Annotated in this window: 17 protein-coding genes; 10 read left to right on the forward strand and 7 right to left on the reverse strand. The window is 57.8% G+C overall.

All coding sequences use genetic code 11. From position 1 onward, the window contains the following. Positions 1–42 precede the first annotated feature (42 nt). On the reverse strand, positions 43–786 hold the full coding sequence (locus ACR0K5_RS07515) for an RNA methyltransferase (protein WP_480629079.1): 744 nt from the start codon (positions 784–786) through the stop codon (positions 43–45). Positions 787–941: 155 nt separating this feature from the next. Here ACR0K5_RS07515 and ACR0K5_RS07520 point away from each other — a divergent pair, with 155 nt between their 5' ends. Then, on the forward strand, positions 942–1,562 hold the full coding sequence (locus ACR0K5_RS07520) for a thiamine phosphate synthase (protein WP_480629080.1): 621 nt from the start codon (positions 942–944) through the stop codon (positions 1,560–1,562). Here the strand turns inward: ACR0K5_RS07520 and ACR0K5_RS07525 are convergent. Beyond that, the gene (locus tag ACR0K5_RS07525) at positions 1,559–2,701 is read right to left on the reverse strand and encodes a HupE/UreJ family protein (RefSeq protein ID WP_480629081.1); all 1,143 of its coding nucleotides are present in this window, start codon (positions 2,699–2,701) and stop codon (positions 1,559–1,561) included. The genes ACR0K5_RS07520 and ACR0K5_RS07525 overlap by 4 nt on opposite strands. Positions 2,702–2,872: 171 nt before the next feature. Here ACR0K5_RS07525 and ACR0K5_RS07530 point away from each other — a divergent pair, with 171 nt between their 5' ends. From ACR0K5_RS07530 to ACR0K5_RS07540, 3 genes are all read left to right on the forward strand, one after another. Further along, complete coding sequence (locus ACR0K5_RS07530; RefSeq protein WP_480629082.1) at positions 2,873–3,766, forward strand: PfkB family carbohydrate kinase; 894 nt, start codon at positions 2,873–2,875, stop codon at positions 3,764–3,766. After that, positions 3,763–4,674, forward strand: coding sequence for a pseudouridine-5'-phosphate glycosidase (locus tag ACR0K5_RS07535; protein WP_480629083.1), 912 nt, complete (start codon positions 3,763–3,765; stop codon positions 4,672–4,674). Before ACR0K5_RS07530 ends, ACR0K5_RS07535 begins: the two co-directional genes overlap by 4 nt. A gap of 64 nt (positions 4,675–4,738) precedes the next feature. Beyond that, entirely contained in the window at positions 4,739–5,416 is a 678-nt protein-coding gene (locus ACR0K5_RS07540) for a DUF502 domain-containing protein (protein WP_480629084.1), read from the forward strand. On the opposite strand, the gene ACR0K5_RS07545 is transcribed toward ACR0K5_RS07540, so the two are convergent. The 3 genes from ACR0K5_RS07545 to ACR0K5_RS07555 form a co-directional block, all read right to left on the reverse strand. Next, positions 5,417–6,442, reverse strand: a complete 1,026-nt coding sequence (locus ACR0K5_RS07545) for a patatin-like phospholipase family protein (RefSeq protein WP_480629085.1) — start codon at positions 6,440–6,442, stop codon at positions 5,417–5,419. It abuts the gene before it with no gap. Positions 6,443–6,506: 64 nt separating this feature from the next. Next, positions 6,507–7,280 carry a 3-hydroxybutyrate dehydrogenase gene (locus tag ACR0K5_RS07550; protein WP_480629086.1) on the reverse strand — a complete coding sequence of 258 codons (774 nt, stop codon included), beginning with the start codon at positions 7,278–7,280 and terminating at the stop codon, positions 6,507–6,509. Between the two features lie 135 nt (positions 7,281–7,415). After that, positions 7,416–7,634 carry a hypothetical protein gene (locus ACR0K5_RS07555; RefSeq protein ID WP_480629378.1) on the reverse strand — a complete coding sequence of 73 codons (219 nt, stop codon included), beginning with the start codon at positions 7,632–7,634 and terminating at the stop codon, positions 7,416–7,418. Between ACR0K5_RS07555 and ACR0K5_RS07560 the strand changes: the two genes are divergently transcribed. Both ACR0K5_RS07560 and ACR0K5_RS07565 read left to right on the forward strand, forming a co-directional pair. Beyond that, complete coding sequence (locus tag ACR0K5_RS07560; protein ID WP_480629087.1) at positions 7,579–9,408, forward strand: extracellular solute-binding protein; 1,830 nt, start codon at positions 7,579–7,581, stop codon at positions 9,406–9,408. The genes ACR0K5_RS07555 and ACR0K5_RS07560 overlap by 56 nt on opposite strands. 556 nt (positions 9,409–9,964) lie before the next feature. Further along, positions 9,965–10,204, forward strand: coding sequence for a hypothetical protein (locus ACR0K5_RS07565; protein ID WP_480629088.1), 240 nt, complete (start codon positions 9,965–9,967; stop codon positions 10,202–10,204). On the opposite strand, the gene ACR0K5_RS07570 is transcribed toward ACR0K5_RS07565, so the two are convergent. Continuing rightward, positions 10,193–10,816, reverse strand: a complete 624-nt coding sequence (locus ACR0K5_RS07570) for a helix-turn-helix domain-containing protein (RefSeq protein WP_480629089.1) — start codon at positions 10,814–10,816, stop codon at positions 10,193–10,195. The genes ACR0K5_RS07565 and ACR0K5_RS07570 overlap by 12 nt on opposite strands. Positions 10,817–10,880: 64 nt before the next feature. On the opposite strand from ACR0K5_RS07570, the gene ACR0K5_RS07575 reads away from it, so the two are divergent. The 4 genes from ACR0K5_RS07575 to ACR0K5_RS07590 all read left to right on the forward strand — a co-directional run bounded on the left by ACR0K5_RS07575 (position 10,881) and on the right by ACR0K5_RS07590 (position 16,056). Then, positions 10,881–12,398 carry a class I adenylate-forming enzyme family protein gene (locus ACR0K5_RS07575; RefSeq protein ID WP_480629090.1) on the forward strand — a complete coding sequence of 506 codons (1,518 nt, stop codon included), beginning with the start codon at positions 10,881–10,883 and terminating at the stop codon, positions 12,396–12,398. Further along, positions 12,395–13,054 (forward strand): DsbA family oxidoreductase, encoded by a 660-nt coding sequence (locus tag ACR0K5_RS07580; RefSeq protein WP_480629091.1) that lies wholly within the window; start codon positions 12,395–12,397, stop codon positions 13,052–13,054. The genes ACR0K5_RS07575 and ACR0K5_RS07580 overlap by 4 nt, the downstream gene beginning before the upstream one ends. Before the next feature lie 76 nt (positions 13,055–13,130). Further along, entirely contained in the window at positions 13,131–14,339 is a 1,209-nt protein-coding gene (locus tag ACR0K5_RS07585) for a multidrug effflux MFS transporter (RefSeq protein WP_480629092.1), read from the forward strand. 58 nt (positions 14,340–14,397) lie between these two features. Beyond that, on the forward strand, positions 14,398–16,056 hold the full coding sequence (locus tag ACR0K5_RS07590; RefSeq protein ID WP_480629093.1) for a tetratricopeptide repeat protein: 1,659 nt from the start codon (positions 14,398–14,400) through the stop codon (positions 16,054–16,056). 145 nt (positions 16,057–16,201) lie between these two features. On the opposite strand, the gene mfd is transcribed toward ACR0K5_RS07590, so the two are convergent. Beyond that, entirely contained in the window at positions 16,202–19,660 is a 3,459-nt protein-coding gene (mfd, locus tag ACR0K5_RS07595; RefSeq protein ID WP_480629094.1) for a transcription-repair coupling factor, read from the reverse strand. Between the last annotated feature and the right edge of the window lie 18 nt (positions 19,661–19,678).

The following is a 19,678-nucleotide window of genomic DNA, read 5'->3' on the forward strand; positions in this document are numbered from 1 at the left end:
ATTTCGTCGCAAGCTAGGGCCAAGGGCGGCCAAGGTCCAGCCTCAGCCCTTATCCTTCCAGCGGACCATCTGCCGCATGACCCCATGCAACATCTGCACATCGGCCCGTGTCATCCGCATCCGCGACCAAAGATTGCGCAGGTTGACCTTCATGCCCTCGGCCTTTTCGGGGGGGTAGAAGAACCCGGCCTCTTCCAGCCGGTCTTCGTAATGTTCGACCAGCTTTTCGACCTCGATCCCCGTAGCCCAGTCGCCCTTCCCCGGATCTGTGGCTTCGTGCACCACGTCGCCAGTCTGGCGCATCCATTCATAAGCGGTCAGCAACACACATTGACCGAGGTTCAGCGAGGCGTATTCCGGGTTCACGGGCACCGAAATGATCGCGTTTGCCTTGGCGATATCTTCGTTTTCAAGACCCGCACGTTCCGGACCAAACAAAACGGCGACCTTCTCGCCTGCCGCGATCTTTTCGGCGGCGATTTTCATTGCGTGCTCGGGGCTGTAAACCGGTTTGGTCAAGCCCCGTTGGCGAGCAGTCGTGGCAAAAACAAACGTGCTGTCAGCCAGTGATCCCGCCAGATCGTCAAACAACTGCGCTTCATCCAGCAGCCGCCCTGCGCCACTGGACATTGCAACGGCCTTGGGGTTCGGCCAACCATCGCGGGGTGCCACGATACGCATCCGATCCAGCCCGAAATTCCACATCGCCCGTGCGGCAGCACCGATGTTCTCACCCATCTGCGGGCGCACAAGCACGAAGGAAGGCTGGGATTTATCGCTGGGCATGGCTCACCTTATGAAAACTTGGCTTGCTGTAATCGGCAGGCACTTGCAGGGCAAGGCGCTGGTACTGTAATTTGCCCGGTCTCGGCCATAAAAGTTTGCTTCCCCGCCGCAATCCGCTAAACCGCGCCAAAGATGAAACGCCGAAGGACGCGCCCATGGACACCCCCGAGCAGCCGCAGATTTACCTGATCACGCCTCCGACCATCGAGCTGAGCACGTTCACGAACAAGCTGGCGACTGTTCTGGACGAGGCCGAGATTGCCTGCATCCGTCTGGCGCTGGCTGGAAGCGACGAAGACACCATTGCCCGCGCGGCAGATGCCTGTCGGGAAGTTGCCCATGCGCGCGACGTGGCCATCGTGATTTCGAACCACGTGCTGCTTGCGCAGCGCCTGGGTTTGGACGGGGTGCATCTGGATGACGGCGCGCGCTCGGTCCGTGCCGCGCGCAAGGAGTTGGGCGCGGACGCCATCGTCGGAAGTTTTTGCGGCGCGTCCAGCCATGATGGTATGACCGCTGGCGAAAACGGGGCGGATTACGTGGCCTTCGGGCCGGTTGGCACCGCCACGCTGGGGGATGGAACCTGCGCTGAAAAGGATCTGTTTCAGTGGTGGTCCGAGATGATCGAGGTTCCGGTTGTGGCCGAAGGCGGTTTGACGCCTGACTTGATCCGCGATCTGACCCCCTGCACCGACTTCTTCGGCATAGGTGACGAAATCTGGAGCAGCGACGATCCGCTGGGCGCGCTGAACACGCTGTTGGCGGCGATGGCTTAACCCAACAGCCAGGGTTCAGCCATCCAATAGACACCGATCCCGGCAATCAGCATCGAGGCCAAAACCGATATCCGGCCTCGTGTTCTGTGCGAATTGCCGGAAAGAAAAAACGCCAGAGCAAAGGTCAAAATCGCGACAAAGACCAACGGCAGAGTATTCCCGGTCCCAAACCCCAAAATGGCCGGTGGCAAATGATCAGGCGGCACGCCGATCTCCCTCAGGGCTGTCGTCAATGCCAACCCCTGTAAACAGCCAACGGTGAGCACGGCCAACAGACGCCAGACCTGCAATCTTCTGGCAACCAGATTCCAAAGCGCCAGAATAATGATGGATGCCACCAACGCAGGGGCCTCGATGGCCTTGGGCATTACCATCACGTCGTACATTCCGACCCAAAGCCCGATGAAGACACCCGCGGATAGAAAAGCCAGTTGGGATAGCAAAGGACGCAAGTTCAAAGACAGGAACACAAGGACCAGAGCAAGAACGGATGGCTTGATTGGGCTTTGAACAAACAGATTGATTCCCTTTGCAAAAAACGTCTGCAAAGTTTGCTGCGTGGTCAGAGAAGCTCCGCCCTGTAACGGGATCAGAGGACTGGCCTCGCCACCAGCCAGGTACCCAGTGTACGGGGCCGCAACATTTTGCTGACGCAGTACGACGGGGCCGCTTTCTGACGGCCAGGTGAGACGCAGGTTTGACGCTTGATTGGGCAAAGATGCGGTCAATAACAATTTGGAAACACGCACTTTTTCCGCATCCCCCACCACTGGAATACGCACACCTTCATAAGACAGACCCAAGCGATCAGGAGCTTCGACAACAAGGTCTTGCTTCCAGACCTGAACGAAATCTCTGATTTGTGGCTCCAATTCCGACGATACCATCCGCCGCAGAGATCGGTACTGTGAATTGTCAGAATAGGCGTCGGGCTGCATCAGATCGGCCCCGGCCAGCATGGCCTCGGCATTCAATTTCACCTCAAGAAACAGCGTGTCGGCCTTGACCCAGAAATCAACAACTGTCGGTGGCGCCGTTTGCGCTCTGACAGATTCCGGATGCATCGTTGAAAGGATAATGAAACTCAGGGCACAGGTTTTGAGGACTCGAAGGATGGCGCGGAAAACAGGGCCATTCATACGATACGCTCCAACAGGAAAATCAAATCACCAATCATTGCTTTCGATTGTTCCCGTGAAGGCCGCGGATCGCAAGCCCAAAGGGCACATCGGCCCCGGCAGCTTGGGAAATTCTGATTGCGTTAACGTTCCGACTTGCATGGGCCTCACCGCTGCGGCATGACGTCTCCTATGACTCAAGACACTAATATCCTGTGTATCGGTTCGGTCCTGTGGGACGTGATCGGCCGATCGGCCAGCGCCATGCGGCAAGGCTCGGACGTGCCGGGTCGGATCACCCGCCTGCCCGGCGGCGTCGCAATGAACATCGCCATGACGCTGGTGCGCTTTGGCATGACCCCCACCCTGCTGACCGCCATTGGCCGCGACCCCGAAGGCGACGAGCTGGTTCATGCCTGTTCACGCCTCGGCATGGTCACGGATCACATTTATCGCTCGCAAGACTTGCCAACCGACCGCTACATGGCTGTCGAAGGTGCAAACGGGTTGATAGCAGCGATTGCCGACGCGCATTCTCTGGAAGCCGCAGGTGCAAAGATATTACGCCCTTTGATGCACGGCCCTTTGGGCAATGAGAACGAACCCTTTGAAGGCCCCATTGCACTCGACGGCAATCTGACACTGGACCTGCTGGAAGAGATTGCCCAAAGCCCTGCTTTTGCTGGCGCCGATCTGCGCGTGGCCCCGGCTTCGCCCGGCAAGGCCGAACGGCTGCTGCCCTTCCTGAAACACGCACGGGCCACGCTCTACGTGAATCTCGAAGAGGCGGGCATCCTATGTCAGCGCGAGTTCACCGACTCCGGGTCCGCCGCCAAAGGCCTACTGGATCGCGGCGCGCTGCGCGTTCTGGTCACCGATGGCGGCAACTCGGCCACCATCGGCAGTTCCGACGAAATCCTGACCCAAACACCCCCATCCGTTCTGGTCACGCGCGTGACTGGCGCGGGGGACACCTTCATGGCGGCCCATATCGCCTCAGAATCCGGCGGCGCATCGAGTGACGAGGCCCTGACCCGCGCTCTTCACGCCGCTGCAACCTACGTTTCCGGAGAAACTCCACTGTGATCGACATCCAATATTCAGCCGAGGTCCGCGCCGCCAAAGACGCGGGCCAACCCATCGTTGCGCTGGAAAGCACCATCATCACCCATGGGATGCCCTACCCGCAAAACATCGAAGTGGCCGCACAAGTCGAACAGGACATCCGCAATGCAGGCGCAGTTCCCGCAACTATGGCTGTGATTGAAGGTAAGCTGCATGTGGGGCTGGAGCCGGAACAGCTGCAATGGCTGGGTCAGGCTCAGGGCGTCGCCAAAATCTCACGTGCGGATATGGCGGCCTGCATGTCGACCGGCGGTACCGGGGCCACCACCGTTGCGGCCACGATGATCGCTGCACATTACGCCGGGATTGAGGTTTTTGCCACCGGTGGCATTGGCGGCGTGCATCAGGGTGCCGAGACCACCTTCGACATCTCTGCTGACCTGCACGAGCTTGGGCATACTCCGGTGACTGTCGTAGCCGCCGGGGCCAAAGCCATCCTTGATCTCGCTAAGACACTTGAGGTTCTGGAAACGCTGGGCGTGCCTGTGATTGCACACGGTCAGGACGAGTTTCCCGCTTTCTGGTCGGCAAAGTCACCCTTTGCCGCGCCCCTGCGCATGGACAGTGCCGACGCGATTGCCAAAGCTCACGCCACGCGCCGCGCTCTGGGGTTGCCCGGTGGACAGTTGGTCGCAAACCCAATCCCGGCCGCCGATCAAATCCCGGCCGGGGAACTGGCCCCTATCATCGCCGAAGCTCAATCAGATGCAGATGCCCATCGTATCACCGGCAAAGCCGTGACTCCCTATCTGCTGCAGCGCATCTTTGAAAAGACCGAGGGCCGTTCTTTGGTCGCAAATATCGCTCTTGTCCGCAACAATGCACGCCTGGCCGCAAAAATCGCGCGTGCATTGGTGCAACAGGGCTGACGTAAACCTATTGTACCAAGGCCGTGGATTGACTACCTAAATCCCGAAACCACTCGGAACCGCAATGAATACACCGTTCGACGAAGAGCCCCATCGCCGCCCTGGCCTGTTTTCGCGGCTGCGCGCGTCCTTTCTGACGGGCATCGTTGTCATTGCGCCCGTGTGGCTGACAGTCTGGTTGATCTGGTCGGTAGTCGGTTGGATCGACAGCGCGGTCTTGCCGTTGGTGCCACACCAGTTCCAACCAGAACAATACGTAGGTATCAACCTGCGCGGTGTCGGCGTGGTGATCTTCCTGATCTTCACCGTTCTTGTCGGGTGGATCGCCAAGGGCATTCTTGGTCGCTCTCTGATCCATTTCGCCGAAGGCCTTGTTGACCGGATGCCTGTCGTGCGCTCGGTCTATTCCGGGATCAAGCAGATTTCGGAAACGGTATTTGCCCAGACTGAACGCTCGTTTGAAAAAGCCTGCCTGATCCAATACCCGCGTCGCGGGATCTGGGCCATCGGCTTCGTTTCAACCAGTGCAAAAGGTGAGGTAAGCGAACGCGCAGAAACCGGGGGAGAACTGCTGAGCGTATTCGTACCAACCACACCAAACCCGACTTCGGGGTTTCTGCTGTTCTTCCCGGCAGAAGATGTGATCTTGCTTGACATGAGTATCGAAGACGCCGCCAAGCTGGTGATTTCAGCGGGGCTTGTATACCCGAATGGAAAAGATCCGACGCAGCCGCCCGAGTGATCAATTGAACATCGCAGGCAGGTCAATTGTGCTGGTCTGACCCAAATCGTCCTTGTGTTTCGCAAGAAAACCGTCCGCCGCTGACCGCCCGGCTTTTTTCAACTTATGCAGAATTACCGGATTGGGCACGGTCTTGGTTGCGACGGACAAGCTGTTCATCAGCTCGTTATCGGCGATCATATGCACCAGAACGCGGCTCATCTCTCCGGCAGTCAGCTTTCCTTCTTTCAGCAACCTCTGGACAAAGCTAATCGCCCTCAGCTCGCGAAACAGGGAAGAGTTGAAGCTGATCTCGTTGATCCGGTTCTGGATTTGCTGCGGTGTCATCGGAACCTCGTCGCGTTCCAGCGGGTTGATATTCACGATCACCACATCATCCGGCAAATCATCGTTGAATAGCGGATAGAGCGCAGGATTGCCGGTATAACCTCCATCCCAATAGGCTTCGGTCCGGTTTGTTTTCGGATCAAATATCTCGACCGCCTTGAACAGGGTCGGCAAGCAGGCCGAAGCCAGAATGGCATCGGTGGAAATCTCGTCTCCGGTAAAAACGCGGATTTTACCGCTGCGCACGCAGGTGGCACACACAAACAGGCGCGGGCCTTCATCCGCGCATATCTCGTCAAAATTGAACCTGTCCACTACCGGCTCCAGCGGGTTGCTGTAGAACGGTCCGTAGGCATAAGGCGACACCATGCGCGACCATGCATCCCCGATGGAGAACGGCACCGAATACTCCATCGCCTGAGCGATGGCCGCAGGTTCCAGCCCCCGAAACCAGTTGGCCATGCGCATGTCGCCAATGGCACCCATACGCTTCCACAACCCGTCCAGCCGCGCCCGCGCGCCCTCACGCCCTGAATGCACCATTCCGGATTTGAACGCCGCCCCGTTCAACGCCCCGGCCGAGGTTCCGGTTATGGCCGCGACCTCGATATCCTCTTCATCCAGAAGCCGGTCGAGCACACCCCAGGTGAACGCCCCATGCGCCCCACCGCCCTGCAATGCCAGATTGATCCGTTTCATGCCTCAGCCCCTTCATCTTTTCACAAATACTCCGGGGGTATGGGGGCAGCGCCCCCATTAAACCTCAAAGCGCAGTCCAACCACCATCTACGGAAATCGTGGTCCCGGTGATCTGCGCCGCCGCATCCGAACACAGGAAGATCGCCGTTCCGCCCAACTGTTCAACAGTGGCGAATTCCTTGGACGGTTGCCGCTCCAGCAGAATGTTCTTCACCACGTCCTCACGGCTCATGTTGTATTCTTTCATCGTATCGGGGATTTGGGATTCGACCAGTGGCGTCAGAACGTAGCCCGGGCAGATGGCGTTGCAGGTGATCGGCTCCTGCGCGGTTTCCAGCGCCACTGTTTTGGTCATTCCCACCACGCCATGCTTGGCCGCGACATAGGCCGCCTTGAAAGGTGATGCCGTCAACCCGTGGGCCGAGGCAATGTTCACCACCCGTCCCCAACCTGCCTTGCGCATCATAGGCAATGCTGCTGCGGTCGTGTGAAAGACCGAGTTCATGTTGATCGCGATAATCGCATCCCATTTCTCAACCGGGAACTGATCAATCGGAGAGACATGCTGGATGCCCGCATTGTTGACCAGGATATCGCAAGCCCCAGCTTGCTCAATCAGCGACCGGCATTCGTCCCCTTTCGACATGTCGGCCTTGATGTAGCGTGCGTTGGTCCCGGTTTCTTTCCCAATCTCTGCGGCCAGCGCGTGGTCTTCATCGCGATCCGTAAAGGAGTTCAGAACCACATCGGCACCGGCCTTTGCCAGTTCCCGTGCGACCCCCAGACCGATGCCTGAATTTGATCCCGTGATGATTGCTGTTTTGCCGGACAGGCTCATGTCCATTCTCCCTCAAGCGTTAATCAGGCGCACCATGCCATGCTGCACTTGCAAAGAAAACGGGGAAACATTTCGGATTGGAACACCGGTCTGAGACTTTCCGGCGCACAAAAAAACGCCCGCACGAAGCGGGCGTTAAGTTATTGAGGCAGGTTTCATACAGGCAAGAAACCTATCGAGCAGTGCAACCTTTATAAGCAATTCTGCGCCTTCGTCCAAGCTAAAAGTTTGATAATAAGAAAAATCATCACTACGGTGATCCCCAACAAAATAAGGCCAGAGCAGGATTGTTTCCAAAATGAGCCCGGATTTTCTCCGACCGTTTCGACCATTTGCGGCGGGAATCGCCAGCATTTTTCTTATGTCTGTCGCCCATGCAGAATCGTCTCATGGCATAGCTATGTATGGGGACCCGGCCCTACCACCGGATTTTGTGTCCCTCCCCTATGCCAACCCGGATGCGCCCAAAGGCGGCAAGGCCGTGTTCGGAAATACCGGCGGCTACAACAGCCTGAACCCGTTTTTGCAAAAAGGCACTTCTCCGTGGCAATTGCCGTTCTGGACCCATGAAAGCTTGATGGGCCGGTCCTGGGACGAACCTTTCACACTTTACGGGCTGTTAGCCGAATCAGTTGAGGCAGCACCAGACCGGTCCTGGGTCGAATTCACCCTGCGGGAAGAAGCCCGTTTTTCGGACGGCACGCCTGTAACGGTCGAAGATGTGATCTGGTCCTATGAGACCCTCGGCACCGAGGGTCATCTGCGTTATCGCGGACTGTGGGACAAGATAGGCAGCATCGAACAAGCCGGTCCGCGTTCGGTTCGGATCTCGTTCAACGAACCAGACCGGGAACTGGCTCTGCTGGCCGGGATGCGCCCAATCCTGCAAAAAGCTCAGTGGGAGGGGAAGGACTTCGCGAACGCCAAGCTACAGGACATTCCAATCGGTACCGGCCCTTATGTGATCGATGGTTATGAGGCAGGTCGCTACGTGAACCTGCGCCGCAACCCCGATTATTGGGGGCAGGACATCCCGTTTCGCCGCGGTACCATGAACCTTGATGAACTGAGAGTTGAATTCTACGGAGACGGTTCTGTCGCGTTTGAGGCATTCAAGGCTGGTGAACTTTCGGCTGTACGTGAATTCAACGCCGACAAATGGAACAAGCGATACAACTTCCCCGCCGTTCAGCGCGGGGACGTGATCAAGACCGAAATCCCCCATGGCAAACCGTCCGGTATGACAGGGTTTGTGATGAACACCCGCAAATCACCGCTGGACGATTGGCGGGTGCGCGAGGCCCTGACCCTTGCCTTCAACTTCGAATTCATCAACGACACGGTCACAGGCGGCGCACAGCCCCGTATTTCCTCTTACTTCTCTGGCTCTGATCTGGCCATGCAACCGGGACCGGCATCCGAACAGGTGCGGGCGTTGCTGGACCCGTTCGAGGCAGAGCTGACACCCGGCACGCTGGAAGGCTATGACCTGCCGCAGGGCGACGGATCGGAACGGAACCGGCGCAACATTCGCAAGGCGGTCAAGCTTCTGGAAGACGCAGGATGGACCGTTCAGGACGGCGTACTGAAGAATGCGGAAGGTCAACCTTTCCAGATTGAAATGGTGATCAGCCAGGGCAGTCTGAATGTTGTGCAGGATGTCACCACGATCGCCGAGATTTACGCCCGCGCACTGGAACGGCTCGGCATCGAACTGGTGGTCGAGAAAGTCGATGACGCACAATACACATCGCGCATGAATGAACTTGATTTTGACATGACGCCCTTTCGTCGCGCCCTGTCATTGTCCCCGGGCAATGAACAGAGGTTCTACTGGGGCAGTGAATTTGTCGATACGCCGGGCACCCGTAACCTGATGGGTGTATCTTCACCCGCGGTCGATGCGATGATCGATACCATGCTGGCCTCGGAATCGCGCGAAGACTTCACCACTGCCACCCGTGCGCTGGACCGGGTGCTGACAGCGGGCCGTTATGTCATTCCGATCTGGAGTTTCGATATCGGGCGCATTGCACATGCCAAAGAACTGAAGTTCCCAAATACCCTGCCCATCTATGGCGACGGTCCGCAATATATGCCCGAAGTGTGGTGGTACGACGCCAACTAGAGACATGACCCTAAGGCCAGCCGGAAGATAAGTGATTCCGGCTGGTCAACCCAGTCAGGTTTTCCGACCGTCAAAAGATCGAAGTTCCTGCTGTTCGATATAATCTGTCGTCAGATATCTTCCGCCAGTCGGCAAAATTCAGCACATTGCCATTTCACACAAGATGTCGTTTGCAGCTGACAAATCACTGCAATGAGTTAACAGCACCATCAACACTTGGTGATCTCGCGGAAAACGCCCGTGAACAACTTTATTATTCGAGAAAAACCTATATATAAACAGCACATTTAGGGTTGAGAAAATGCCGGAAACAGCCCCAACTTTCCGCCAGCCCTGACGACCCGGCACTGCTGATGGCTAACAACCGGGCCCGCCACCACTCACACCAAATGTAGGCCCGTCGGCCCGTTGCGGAAACTTCGCAGCGGGCACAATTCGGCCTGAAAAAGCGCGACACTCTGATGCGACATTTTGTCATGTCTTACGCTACGGCACCCTGTTCGTACTCTAACATGGGGGAGAGCAGTCCTAATCGCTACCAAAGGAAAGCTCACAGATGATGAACTGGACCGATCTTACACAAGACTGGAGCGCGGCTTGCGAACGCGCGAAGCGGCGCTTTCCGAACTTGCGTGACCAGGACATGATGCGCGTCTTAAAGGATCGAAAAGGGTTCGAAGCCTATTTGGCCGAACGTCACCAACTCACAATGAATGAGGCGCATGAAGAGGTAGAAGACTTCCTGTTCACCGAAGGGCTGAACCGGGAATTCAGCAGCGCCGCGTTAAGAAAGTGAAGTGACCCAAAGGATAGTTGCGTCTTCGTCACTGACGGAAATCACGTTGTGGCCCATGCTGCCGTCGTAATAGGCGCTGTCGCCCCTGCGCATCTCAACTGGCTCATAAAACTCGGTATAAAGCTGCACGACTCCGGTCAGTACATACATGAACTCTTCACCGTCATGGCGTACCCAGCCGTCAAATTCATCCATTGATCTTGCACGGACCCGCGCTCGATAGGGCAGCATTTGCTTCTTGGTCAGGGTCTCGGCCAGCAACTCGTGTTCATAAGTGGTTGTCGCATGCGCCGTGCCGTCGCCCAGACGGGTAATCGCCATACGACCGATCACCTGATCGCGCTGGGGCGGCGTGAAAAGCTGCGGAACCGAAATCTCCAGTCCAATAGCAAGCTTCTTAAGCGCATCGTACGTGGGCGACATCTGCCCGTTTTCAATCTTGCTGAGCGTCGAGCGTGCCAAACCGGCCTGACTGGCGGCCTGCTCCAATGTCCATTGCCGCGCCTTGCGCAACTCTCGCACACGTGCGCCAAGGTCCAGCGGTTCAACTTCGGTGTGATCACCAGAGTCGCGGGCAATACGGATCAGGGATTTGGGATCTTGGGTGCTCATGTCCTCTCTATAGGCCCGGCCAGCAGCGCTTGCAACGCGACAGGCGGCGCGTTAGCCAGAGGTCATGTTGTCAATCTTCGATCAGGGGGCGCCTTCGCCGTGTCCCACACCTTTCAACCTCGCCGCTCATGTTCTGGGTCGCGCGGATCAAGCTCCGGATAAAGTGGCCTTGTCGGTCCTGCGCGCGAAGGACGCACAGGATTGGAGCTTTCGCGATCTGAAAGCAGCCGTGCTGGGCACCGGCGCCGGGTTGTTGCAGGCCGGTTTGAAGCCTGGCGATATCGCTCTTATGCGGCTGGGCAATACGGTGGATTTCCCGATCGCCTATCTGGGTGCGATTGCCGTGGGCATCGTACCGGTGCCGACATCGTCGCAACTGACGGAACCCGAAACCGCCAAAATGATCGCGGATCTCTCTCCGACGGCTATTCTGCGTGATCCGGATGTTGCATGTGCCGTTCACCCAAAGCAGATCGAATTGGATGCGTTGCAAGCGATGCGAAACCTGCCACCGGCGGGCTTCGACATGGGCGACCCTGAACGTATGGCTTATATCGTCTACACCTCGGGAACCTCTGGCAAGCCTCGTGCTGTGGCCCATGCCCATCGGGCAATCTGGGCGCGGCAGATGATGGTCGATGGCTGGTATGGTCTGCGCGAGACCGACCGGCTGTGCCACGCGGGGGCATTCAACTGGACCTATACGCTGGGCACCGGCTTGATGGACCCATGGACCATTGGTGCCACCGCCCTGATCCCGGAACCCGGTACGGACATCACTGCCCTGCCCGCCTTTCTACGCCAGCATCGCGCTACGATTTTCGCCGCCGCCCCCGGGGTCTATCGCAAGATGTTGCAACAGTTGGATCGGATCGAACTGCCCGACCTGCGCCACGGTCTATGTGCGGGCGAGAAACTGGCTCGTTCTCTTCATGAGAAATGGCTGAACACCACCGGCACCGAGCTTTTCGAAGCTTATGGTATGTCCGAATGCTCGACCTTCATCTCCTCCAGCCCGACCCACCCCGCGCGTAGCGACGCACTGGGACAACCGCAACCGGGGCGTCGCGTTGCGATCCTGGGCCCGGACGGTCCGGTGCCACAGGGGCAGGAAGGCACCATCGCCATTCACCGTTCTGACCCCGGGCTGATGCTGACTTATCTCAACGCCCCCGATGAAGTTGAAGAGCGTATGCAGGGGGAGTGGTTCCTGACCGGTGATCAGGGTGCCATGGCGGTGGACGGTCAGATTTCGTACCTGGGCCGTGACGATGATATGATGAATGCGGGCGGGTATCGCGTGTCACCGGTCGAGGTCGAAGCCGCCCTGTCCCGCTTTCCGGGCATCACTCAGGTCGGTGCAGCCGCGGTCGAGGTCAAACCGGACACATTTGTGATAGCTGCCTTCTATACCGGCCCTGAAAAGCTGGACGATGCGGCCCTGCATGCCTATGTCGAGGCCAATCTGGCACGCTACAAACAACCGCGCGCCTTCATCCACCTGCCTGCCCTGCCAACCGGCGGCAATGGCAAACTCCTGCGCCGGGCGTTGCCGGCCTATTTCGAGGCACCAACCAAATGACCCAGACCGTCAAGCTCGACATCCTGTCCGATCCGATCTGCCCGTGGTGCTATATTGGCAAAACGCATCTGGACAAGGCGCTGGCCAACGTACCCGATCATCCTTTTGTCATTGAATGGCACCCATTCCAGTTGAACCCGGACATGCCAGATGAGGGTATGGATCGGCGCGAGTATCTGGAACGCAAATTCGGCGGTAAAGAAGGTGCAGTGCGCGCCTATGCGCCCGTGGTTGAACACGCTGAAAAAGCCGGATTGAAGATCGACTTCGAAGGCATGAAGCGCACGCCCAATACACTGGATGCACATCGCCTGATCCATTGGGCTGGAATCGAAGACAAACAGAATGCTGTCGTCGATGCGCTGTTCGATGCCTACTTTGTTCAGGCCCGCGACATCGGCGACCCAGAAGTGCTCGCAGATATTGCCGACGGCGCCGGGATGGACGCGGCGGTGGTCATGAAACTGCTGAAATCAGACGCTGACCGCGATGACATGAGCAAGCGTGATACTCATTCACGAGAAATGGGCGTCAGCTCGGTCCCGACGTTCATTGTGGCCAACCAACACGCTGTTCCGGGTGCTCAACCACCTGAAATGTGGGAGAAAGTGATCACCGAGATCATGTCTCAACTTGAGGCTTCTCCTGCAGAATAGCACAGAGGTCTGTGCAAAATTCCAGTCTGGCGTAACCTGACCCGCCGTGATAGCGCGAACGGGTTAGGAGTGCTTAATGGCCAACCGCATGTCGAAGGCGGAATTCATTGCCCTGATTGCAATGATGTTCGCCACCATCGCTTTTTCGATCGATTCAATGTTGCCCGCCCTACCCGAGATCGGCGCGCAACTCAGCCCCGATGACATCAATCGGGCGCAACTGATCCTGACCTCTTTTGTGTTGGGCATGGGAATTGGTACGTTCTTCACCGGCCCTCTCTCGGATACTCTGGGACGCAAGCCGGTTATATACGGCGGCGCGGCCCTCTATATTGCGGCCTCAGCGGTTGCCTGGGCCAGCTCCTCGCTGGAACTGGTATTGATCGCACGTGTGGTTCAGGGGCTGGGCGCGGCTGGTCCGCGCGTGGTGGCCATGGCGATCATTCGCGACTTGTATTCGGGCCGCGAAATGGCGCGGATCATCTCGATTGCGATGATGATTTTCACATTGATACCTGCTGCCGCACCGATGCTGGGTGCAGGTGTGATCGCGCTGTTTGGCTGGCGCGGTATCTTTGTGTCGTTCATTCTGTTTGCGTTGGTCATCATCTCCTGGATGGGCGTTCGCCTGCCGGAATCTCTGGCCCGGGAAAACCGCCGTCCCTTTCGCTTTCCGCTGATGCTCTCGGCCACTAAAGAGATGTTTGCCCATCCGACCGTCCGTCTTTCGATCATGGTTCAGACCCTGTGTATGGGGGTGTTGTTCACCATGCTGACAATGGTTCAGCCAGTTTATGACGTGGTCCACGACCGCGCCGAAAGCTTTCCATTCTGGTTTGGGTTCGTGGCGCTGATGTCCGGGTCGGCCAGCTTACTAAACGCAGCACTTGTCGTGCGCGTGGGCATGCGCCGGATGGTGACATGGGCATTGGGGGGACAAATCCTGATTACGGCCTTGGTTATGACGCTAAACGGCATGCACCTTTCGCCAGACGCCTCATTTGCATTGTTTGTTTTCTGGCAGACCATGGTGTTTTTCATGGCCGGTGTAACTTTAGGCAACCTGAACGCCATCGCCATGGAGCCGATGGGGCATATCGCCGGAATGGCGGCCTCGGTCATCGGATCGATTTCAACAGTGCTTGCCGCAGCAATCGCCGCGCCGATCGGGCTGCTGTTTGACGGGTCCATCGCTCCTTTGACGTTTGGCATCCTGACCATGTGCATTTTGGCTTTCGGCCTGATGCTGCATATGGGCCGCGTTGAAGAGCGCCTGCCAGCCTGATCTGTGCAACGTATCGGAATCGCGCTACCCTCGGCCTAGGTTGAGGGGAGTATTTCCGATGAGTGACTATTACGATCTGGGCACCCATTCCTGTCCGGTAACGACATCCGCCCCCGAGGCTCAACTGTGGTTCGACCGCGGTCTGAACTGGACATACGGGTATAACCACGAAGAAGCCGTCGCCTGTTTCCAACGTGCCGCCGAGCATGACCCCCAATGCGCCATGGCCCATTGGGGCGTGGCGTATGCAGCCGGACCGAATTACAACCTGCCATGGGATTTGCAGGACGAGCGCGGACGCAAAAAGGCGCTGGCACTGGCTTACGATGCAATGCAACGCGCACTGGAACTGGTCGACACATGCACACCCCCAGAGCAAGCCCTGATCCGTGCTCTTCCTGCACGCTACCCGCAGCGGGATCCAATTGAGGATATGCACCCTTGGGATCATGACTTTGCCGACGCCATGCGGGCAGCGTTTGCGGCATATCCCGACCACCTTGATCTGCGTACAATCTATGTCGAAGCGTTATTGAATCTGACACCATGGAAGATGTGGGATCTGAAAACAGGCGAACCGGCCGAAAGCGCGGCAACGCTCGAGGCTCAAGAGGTGTTGGAATGGGCCATGGCCAATGACCCAGAAGCCATGTCACATCCCGGCCTGCTGCATCTTTATGTCCACCTGATGGAGATGTCCCCCACCCCGGAAAAGGCCCTGAAAGCCGGTGATGTCCTACGCACATTGGTGCGCGATGCGGGCCATCTGGTACATATGCCGACACATATCGATGTCCTCTGCGGGCATTACCAAAACGTTGTGCACTGGAACGAAAAAGCCTCAGAGGCCGATCTGAAATACTACGAACGGGAAGGCGCGTTCAACATTTACACCGGCTATCGGCAACACAACTATCACTTCGCCATCTATGGCGCACTGTTTCTGGGGCAACTCGAACCCGCCCTGCGCGCCAATCAGGGTCTGTGGGATACGACGCCCGAAGAGATGCTGCGTATCGAAAGCCCGCCCATGGCGGATTACTTCGAAAGCTACATGTCCATGGGACCGCATATCCTGATCCGATTTGGCCGGTGGGAAGAAGCCAAGGCGCTGGATCTGCCCTCCGATCCGGACCTGTATCGAACACTGACGGCCACGACCCACTATGCCCGGGCAATCGCACATGCCGCAACCGGCGATATCGCCAACGCCGAAGCTGAAGAGAACCTGTTCCTTGCAGCCAAGGAATGCGTCCCCGAAACCCGCAGGCTGCACAACAATCGCGTGATCGACTTGCTCGAGATCGCGCGGGAAATGCTGCGCGGGGAGATCGAATATCGCAAGGGCAATTTCGAAATCGCTTTTGCCCATCTGCGCCGCTCGGTCGAACTGGACGATACCCTGCCCTATGACGAACCCTGGGGCTGGATGCAGCCCACCCGTCACGCGCTTGGAGCTTTGCTGTTCGAACAAGGTCACGTGGCAGAAGCAGAGGCGGTTTATCGTGAGGACCTGGGTCTCGGCGGTTCACTAAGCCGCGCCTCGATCCATCCCGACAATGTGTGGAGCCTAAAAGGACTGCACGAGTGCCTCAAAGCCCGCGGTGAAGATGTTGAAATCTTACAGATCAAACAGCGACTGGATTTGGCTATGGCTCGCGCCGACCGGGTTGTGGCTGCGTCCTGCTTCTGCGCGCAGGCTGCCTTGCGTGATTAATGGGGATTGATCGCGCTACCGCGCGATGCCTCCGGCGGGGTATTTTTAGCCAGATGAAGCTGGGATCCGCTTCTTCATCTGGCAGCAAATATCCCGGGGGAGATGCGCGGGACGCGCAGCGGGGGCAGAGCCCCCTTCCCCCATCTTAACCAGCCTTGGCCTTTTTCTTTTCCGCAACCACTTTTTCAGCTAGATCGCGCGCAATAGCAAAGGCCCCTTTGATCTTGTCGCTGTCCTTTTTCCAATCACGACGCACCACAATCTTGTTGTCCTTGACCTTGGCCATGCCGCGTTGATTTTGGATGAATTCGACCAACCCCTGAGGCGAAGCAAACTTGTCGTTGTGGAACTGGATCGTCGCGCCTTTCGGGCCGCCGTCCAGCTTGGCAATCCCCGCGCGTTTGCACATGGTCTTGATGCGTACGACCAGCATCAGTGTATTCACCTCTTTTGGCAATTTGCCGAACCGGTCGATCAGTTCCGCGGCAAAGCCCTCCAGCTCGACTTTCGTCGAGAGCGAGGACAAGCGGCGATAGAGACCCAGACGCACATCCAGATCGGGTACGTAGTCTTCGGGGATCAGAACCGGCACGCCCAGATTGATCTGCGGTGCCCATTGATCATCGGCATCCGACAACCCCTCCATTTCACCTGCTTTGATCTTGGCGATCGCCTCTTCCAGCATCGACTGGTAGAGTTCATATCCCACGTCGCGCATCTGGCCGGACTGCTCTTCACCTAGCAGGTTCCCCGCGCCACGAATGTCGAGATCCTGAGAAGCCAGCGTAAACCCGGCCCCCAATGTGTCCAGCGAGCCCAGAACACGCAGGCGTTTCTCGGCTGTAGCGGTCAGCTTCTGGCGCGGCTTGGTGGTTAGATAAGCATAGGCACGGGTTTTCGAGCGCCCCACCCGACCCCTGATCTGATAGAGCTGCGCAAGGCCGAACATATCTGCGCGGTGCACAACCATCGTGTTCGCCGTTGGAATATCCAGACCGCTTTCGACAATCGTCGTGGCCAGCAGCACATCGTATTTACCGTCATAAAACGCATTCATACGATCATCGAGTTCCCCGGCTGCCATCTGGCCGTGGGCAACCACATAGGTCAGTTCCGGCAGTTGGCTTTTCAGGAACTCCTCGATCTCGGGCAGATCCGAAATGCGGGGTACAACATAGAAACTCTGCCCACCGCGGTAATGTTCACGCAGCAGCGCTTCCCGGATCGTGACCGCATCGAACTCGCTGACGTAGGTACGGATCGCCAACCGGTCGATAGGAGGTGTTCCAATGATCGACAGATCGCGTACACCGGTCAGAGACAATTGCAACGTGCGCGGGATCGGCGTTGCGGTCAGAGTCAGCACGTGAACGTCGCTACGCAGTTGCTTCAGGCGTTCCTTATGGCCCACACCAAAATGTTGTTCTTCATCAATTATCAGCAAACCCAAGTTGTTGAACCGGATGTTCTTGGCCAGCAGCGCATGGGTCCCGATCACGATGTCCACCGTTCCACGTGACATCCCGTCACGGGTTTGCTGAGCCTCCTTCGCCGAGACAAAGCGCGACAGCTGTCGCACCTCCAGAGGGAAGCCCCGGAACCGTTCCCTGAAGCTTGCCGCGTGTTGGCGGGCCAGCAAGGTGGTCGGTGCCACGACTGCCACCTGCACGCCGGACATGGCAGCGACAAAGGCCGCGCGCATCGCGACCTCGGTTTTGCCAAATCCAACATCCCCGCAGATCAGCCGGTCCATTGGCGCGCCGGAATGAATATCTTCCATCACATCCGAGATTGCGCGCAACTGGTCGTCGGTTTCCTGATACGGGAAACGAGCGCTGAACTCTTCCCACGCGTGCGGCGGCGGGTCCATCACCGGGGCTTTGCGCAAAGCGCGTTCGGCTGCGATGCGGATCAGCTTGTCCGCCATCTCGCGTATGCGCTCTTTCAGCTTGGCCTTTTTGGCCTGCCACGCGCCACCGCCCAGTCTGTCCAGCAGGCCTTCGTCATGACCGTATTTCGAAAGTAGTTCGATGTTTTCGACCGGCAGGTACAGCTTGGATTGCTCTGCGTATTCCAGCAGAAGGCATTCATGGGCTGCGCCCGCCGCAGTGACGACCTCCATCCCCATGTAGCGACCGATCCCGTGATCCACATGCACCACCAGATCGCCGGGGCTGAGCGATTGAGTTTCGGTAAGGAAATTCTCGGCCTTGCGACGTTTCTTGGGCTGGCGGATCAACCTATCACCCAGAACATCCTGTTCGGCGATCACAGTCAGGCCGGGGGTTTCAAACCCGTGCTCCAACGCCCAGACGGCAAGGTGCAAACCGCGTTTTCCGACGCGTGTGCCATTGGTAACCGGAATGGCCTCGGCCAGACCTTCGTCCTCGATCAGACCGGTCAGACGTTCGCGCGCACCTTCCGAATAGGACGCAATCAGCACCGGACCTTTGTCGAGCTTGGCAGTGATGTGGTTGGCCAAAGCGCCGAACAGACTGACGCTCTCCTGCTGACGTTCCGGGGCAAAATTGCGCCCGATCCGCCCGCCCGCGTCAACGACACCGGGGCCCGAGGCCTGTGGCAAGGGGCTGAACTGCAGGACACGACGATCCGAGACAGCCGCCTCCCAAGCGGCATCATCGAGATACAAAAGACCCGGGGGTGTAGGCTTGTAGACCGTATCCATACGGGATCGGTTTTCAAGCGCCAGACGGCGGGTTTCATATTGATCGGCAATCGTGTCCCACCGAGCCAATCTCGCAGGCGTGACCTGATCATCGACGGTGATTGTGGCTTTCGGCAAATAATCAAACAGTGTCTCAAGCTTGTCATGGAAGAACGGCAGCCAGTGTTCGATGCCCTGATGCTTGCGACCGGCGCTTACGGCCTCGTACAGCGGATCATCGGTGCCTGCCGCGCCAAACTCGATGCGGTAATTCTGACGGAACCGGGTGATGGCTGCATCGTCCAATATGACTTCGGACACAGGAGCCAACTCTACAACTTCCAGCTTTTCAGTTGTACGCTGAGTTACAGGATCAAACCGTCGCGCACCGTCAAGAACGTCTCCGAACAAATCCAGACGAACGGGGCCGGATTCACCCGGAGGGAAGATGTCGATGATACCGCCGCGGATGGCATAATCTCCCGGCTCCATAACCGTGGGACTTTGAGTGAATCCCATGCGCACAAGAAAATTCCTAAGCGCGGTCTCGTCGATGCGCTGATCGACGCGGGCGGTAAACGCTGCCTCACGCAAAACCTCACGTGCAGGAACCCGCTGAGTTGCGGCATTCAATGTGGTCAGCAACACATATTTCTGCGGCATCTGGTGGACCAGTGCCGCCAGCGTGGCCACCCTTGCCGCTGAGATATCGGCATTCGGCGACACCCGGTCATAGGGCAGACAATCCCAGCCCGGAAACACAAAGACAGGCATGTCCGGGGCAAAAAAGGCCAGCGCGGCGCGCATCGCCTCCATCCGCTTATCGTCACGTGCGACATGGGCCACGGGCCCGTCGCTGCGGGCGATTTCGTTCAGCACAAGCTGCGCGTCAAACCCTTCGGGGGCACCGCCAACTGTCACGTGGTTCGGAGCCTTCATCGCCTCGCCTTTCAGATT

The organism is Ruegeria sp. AB9, assembly GCF_056542585.1.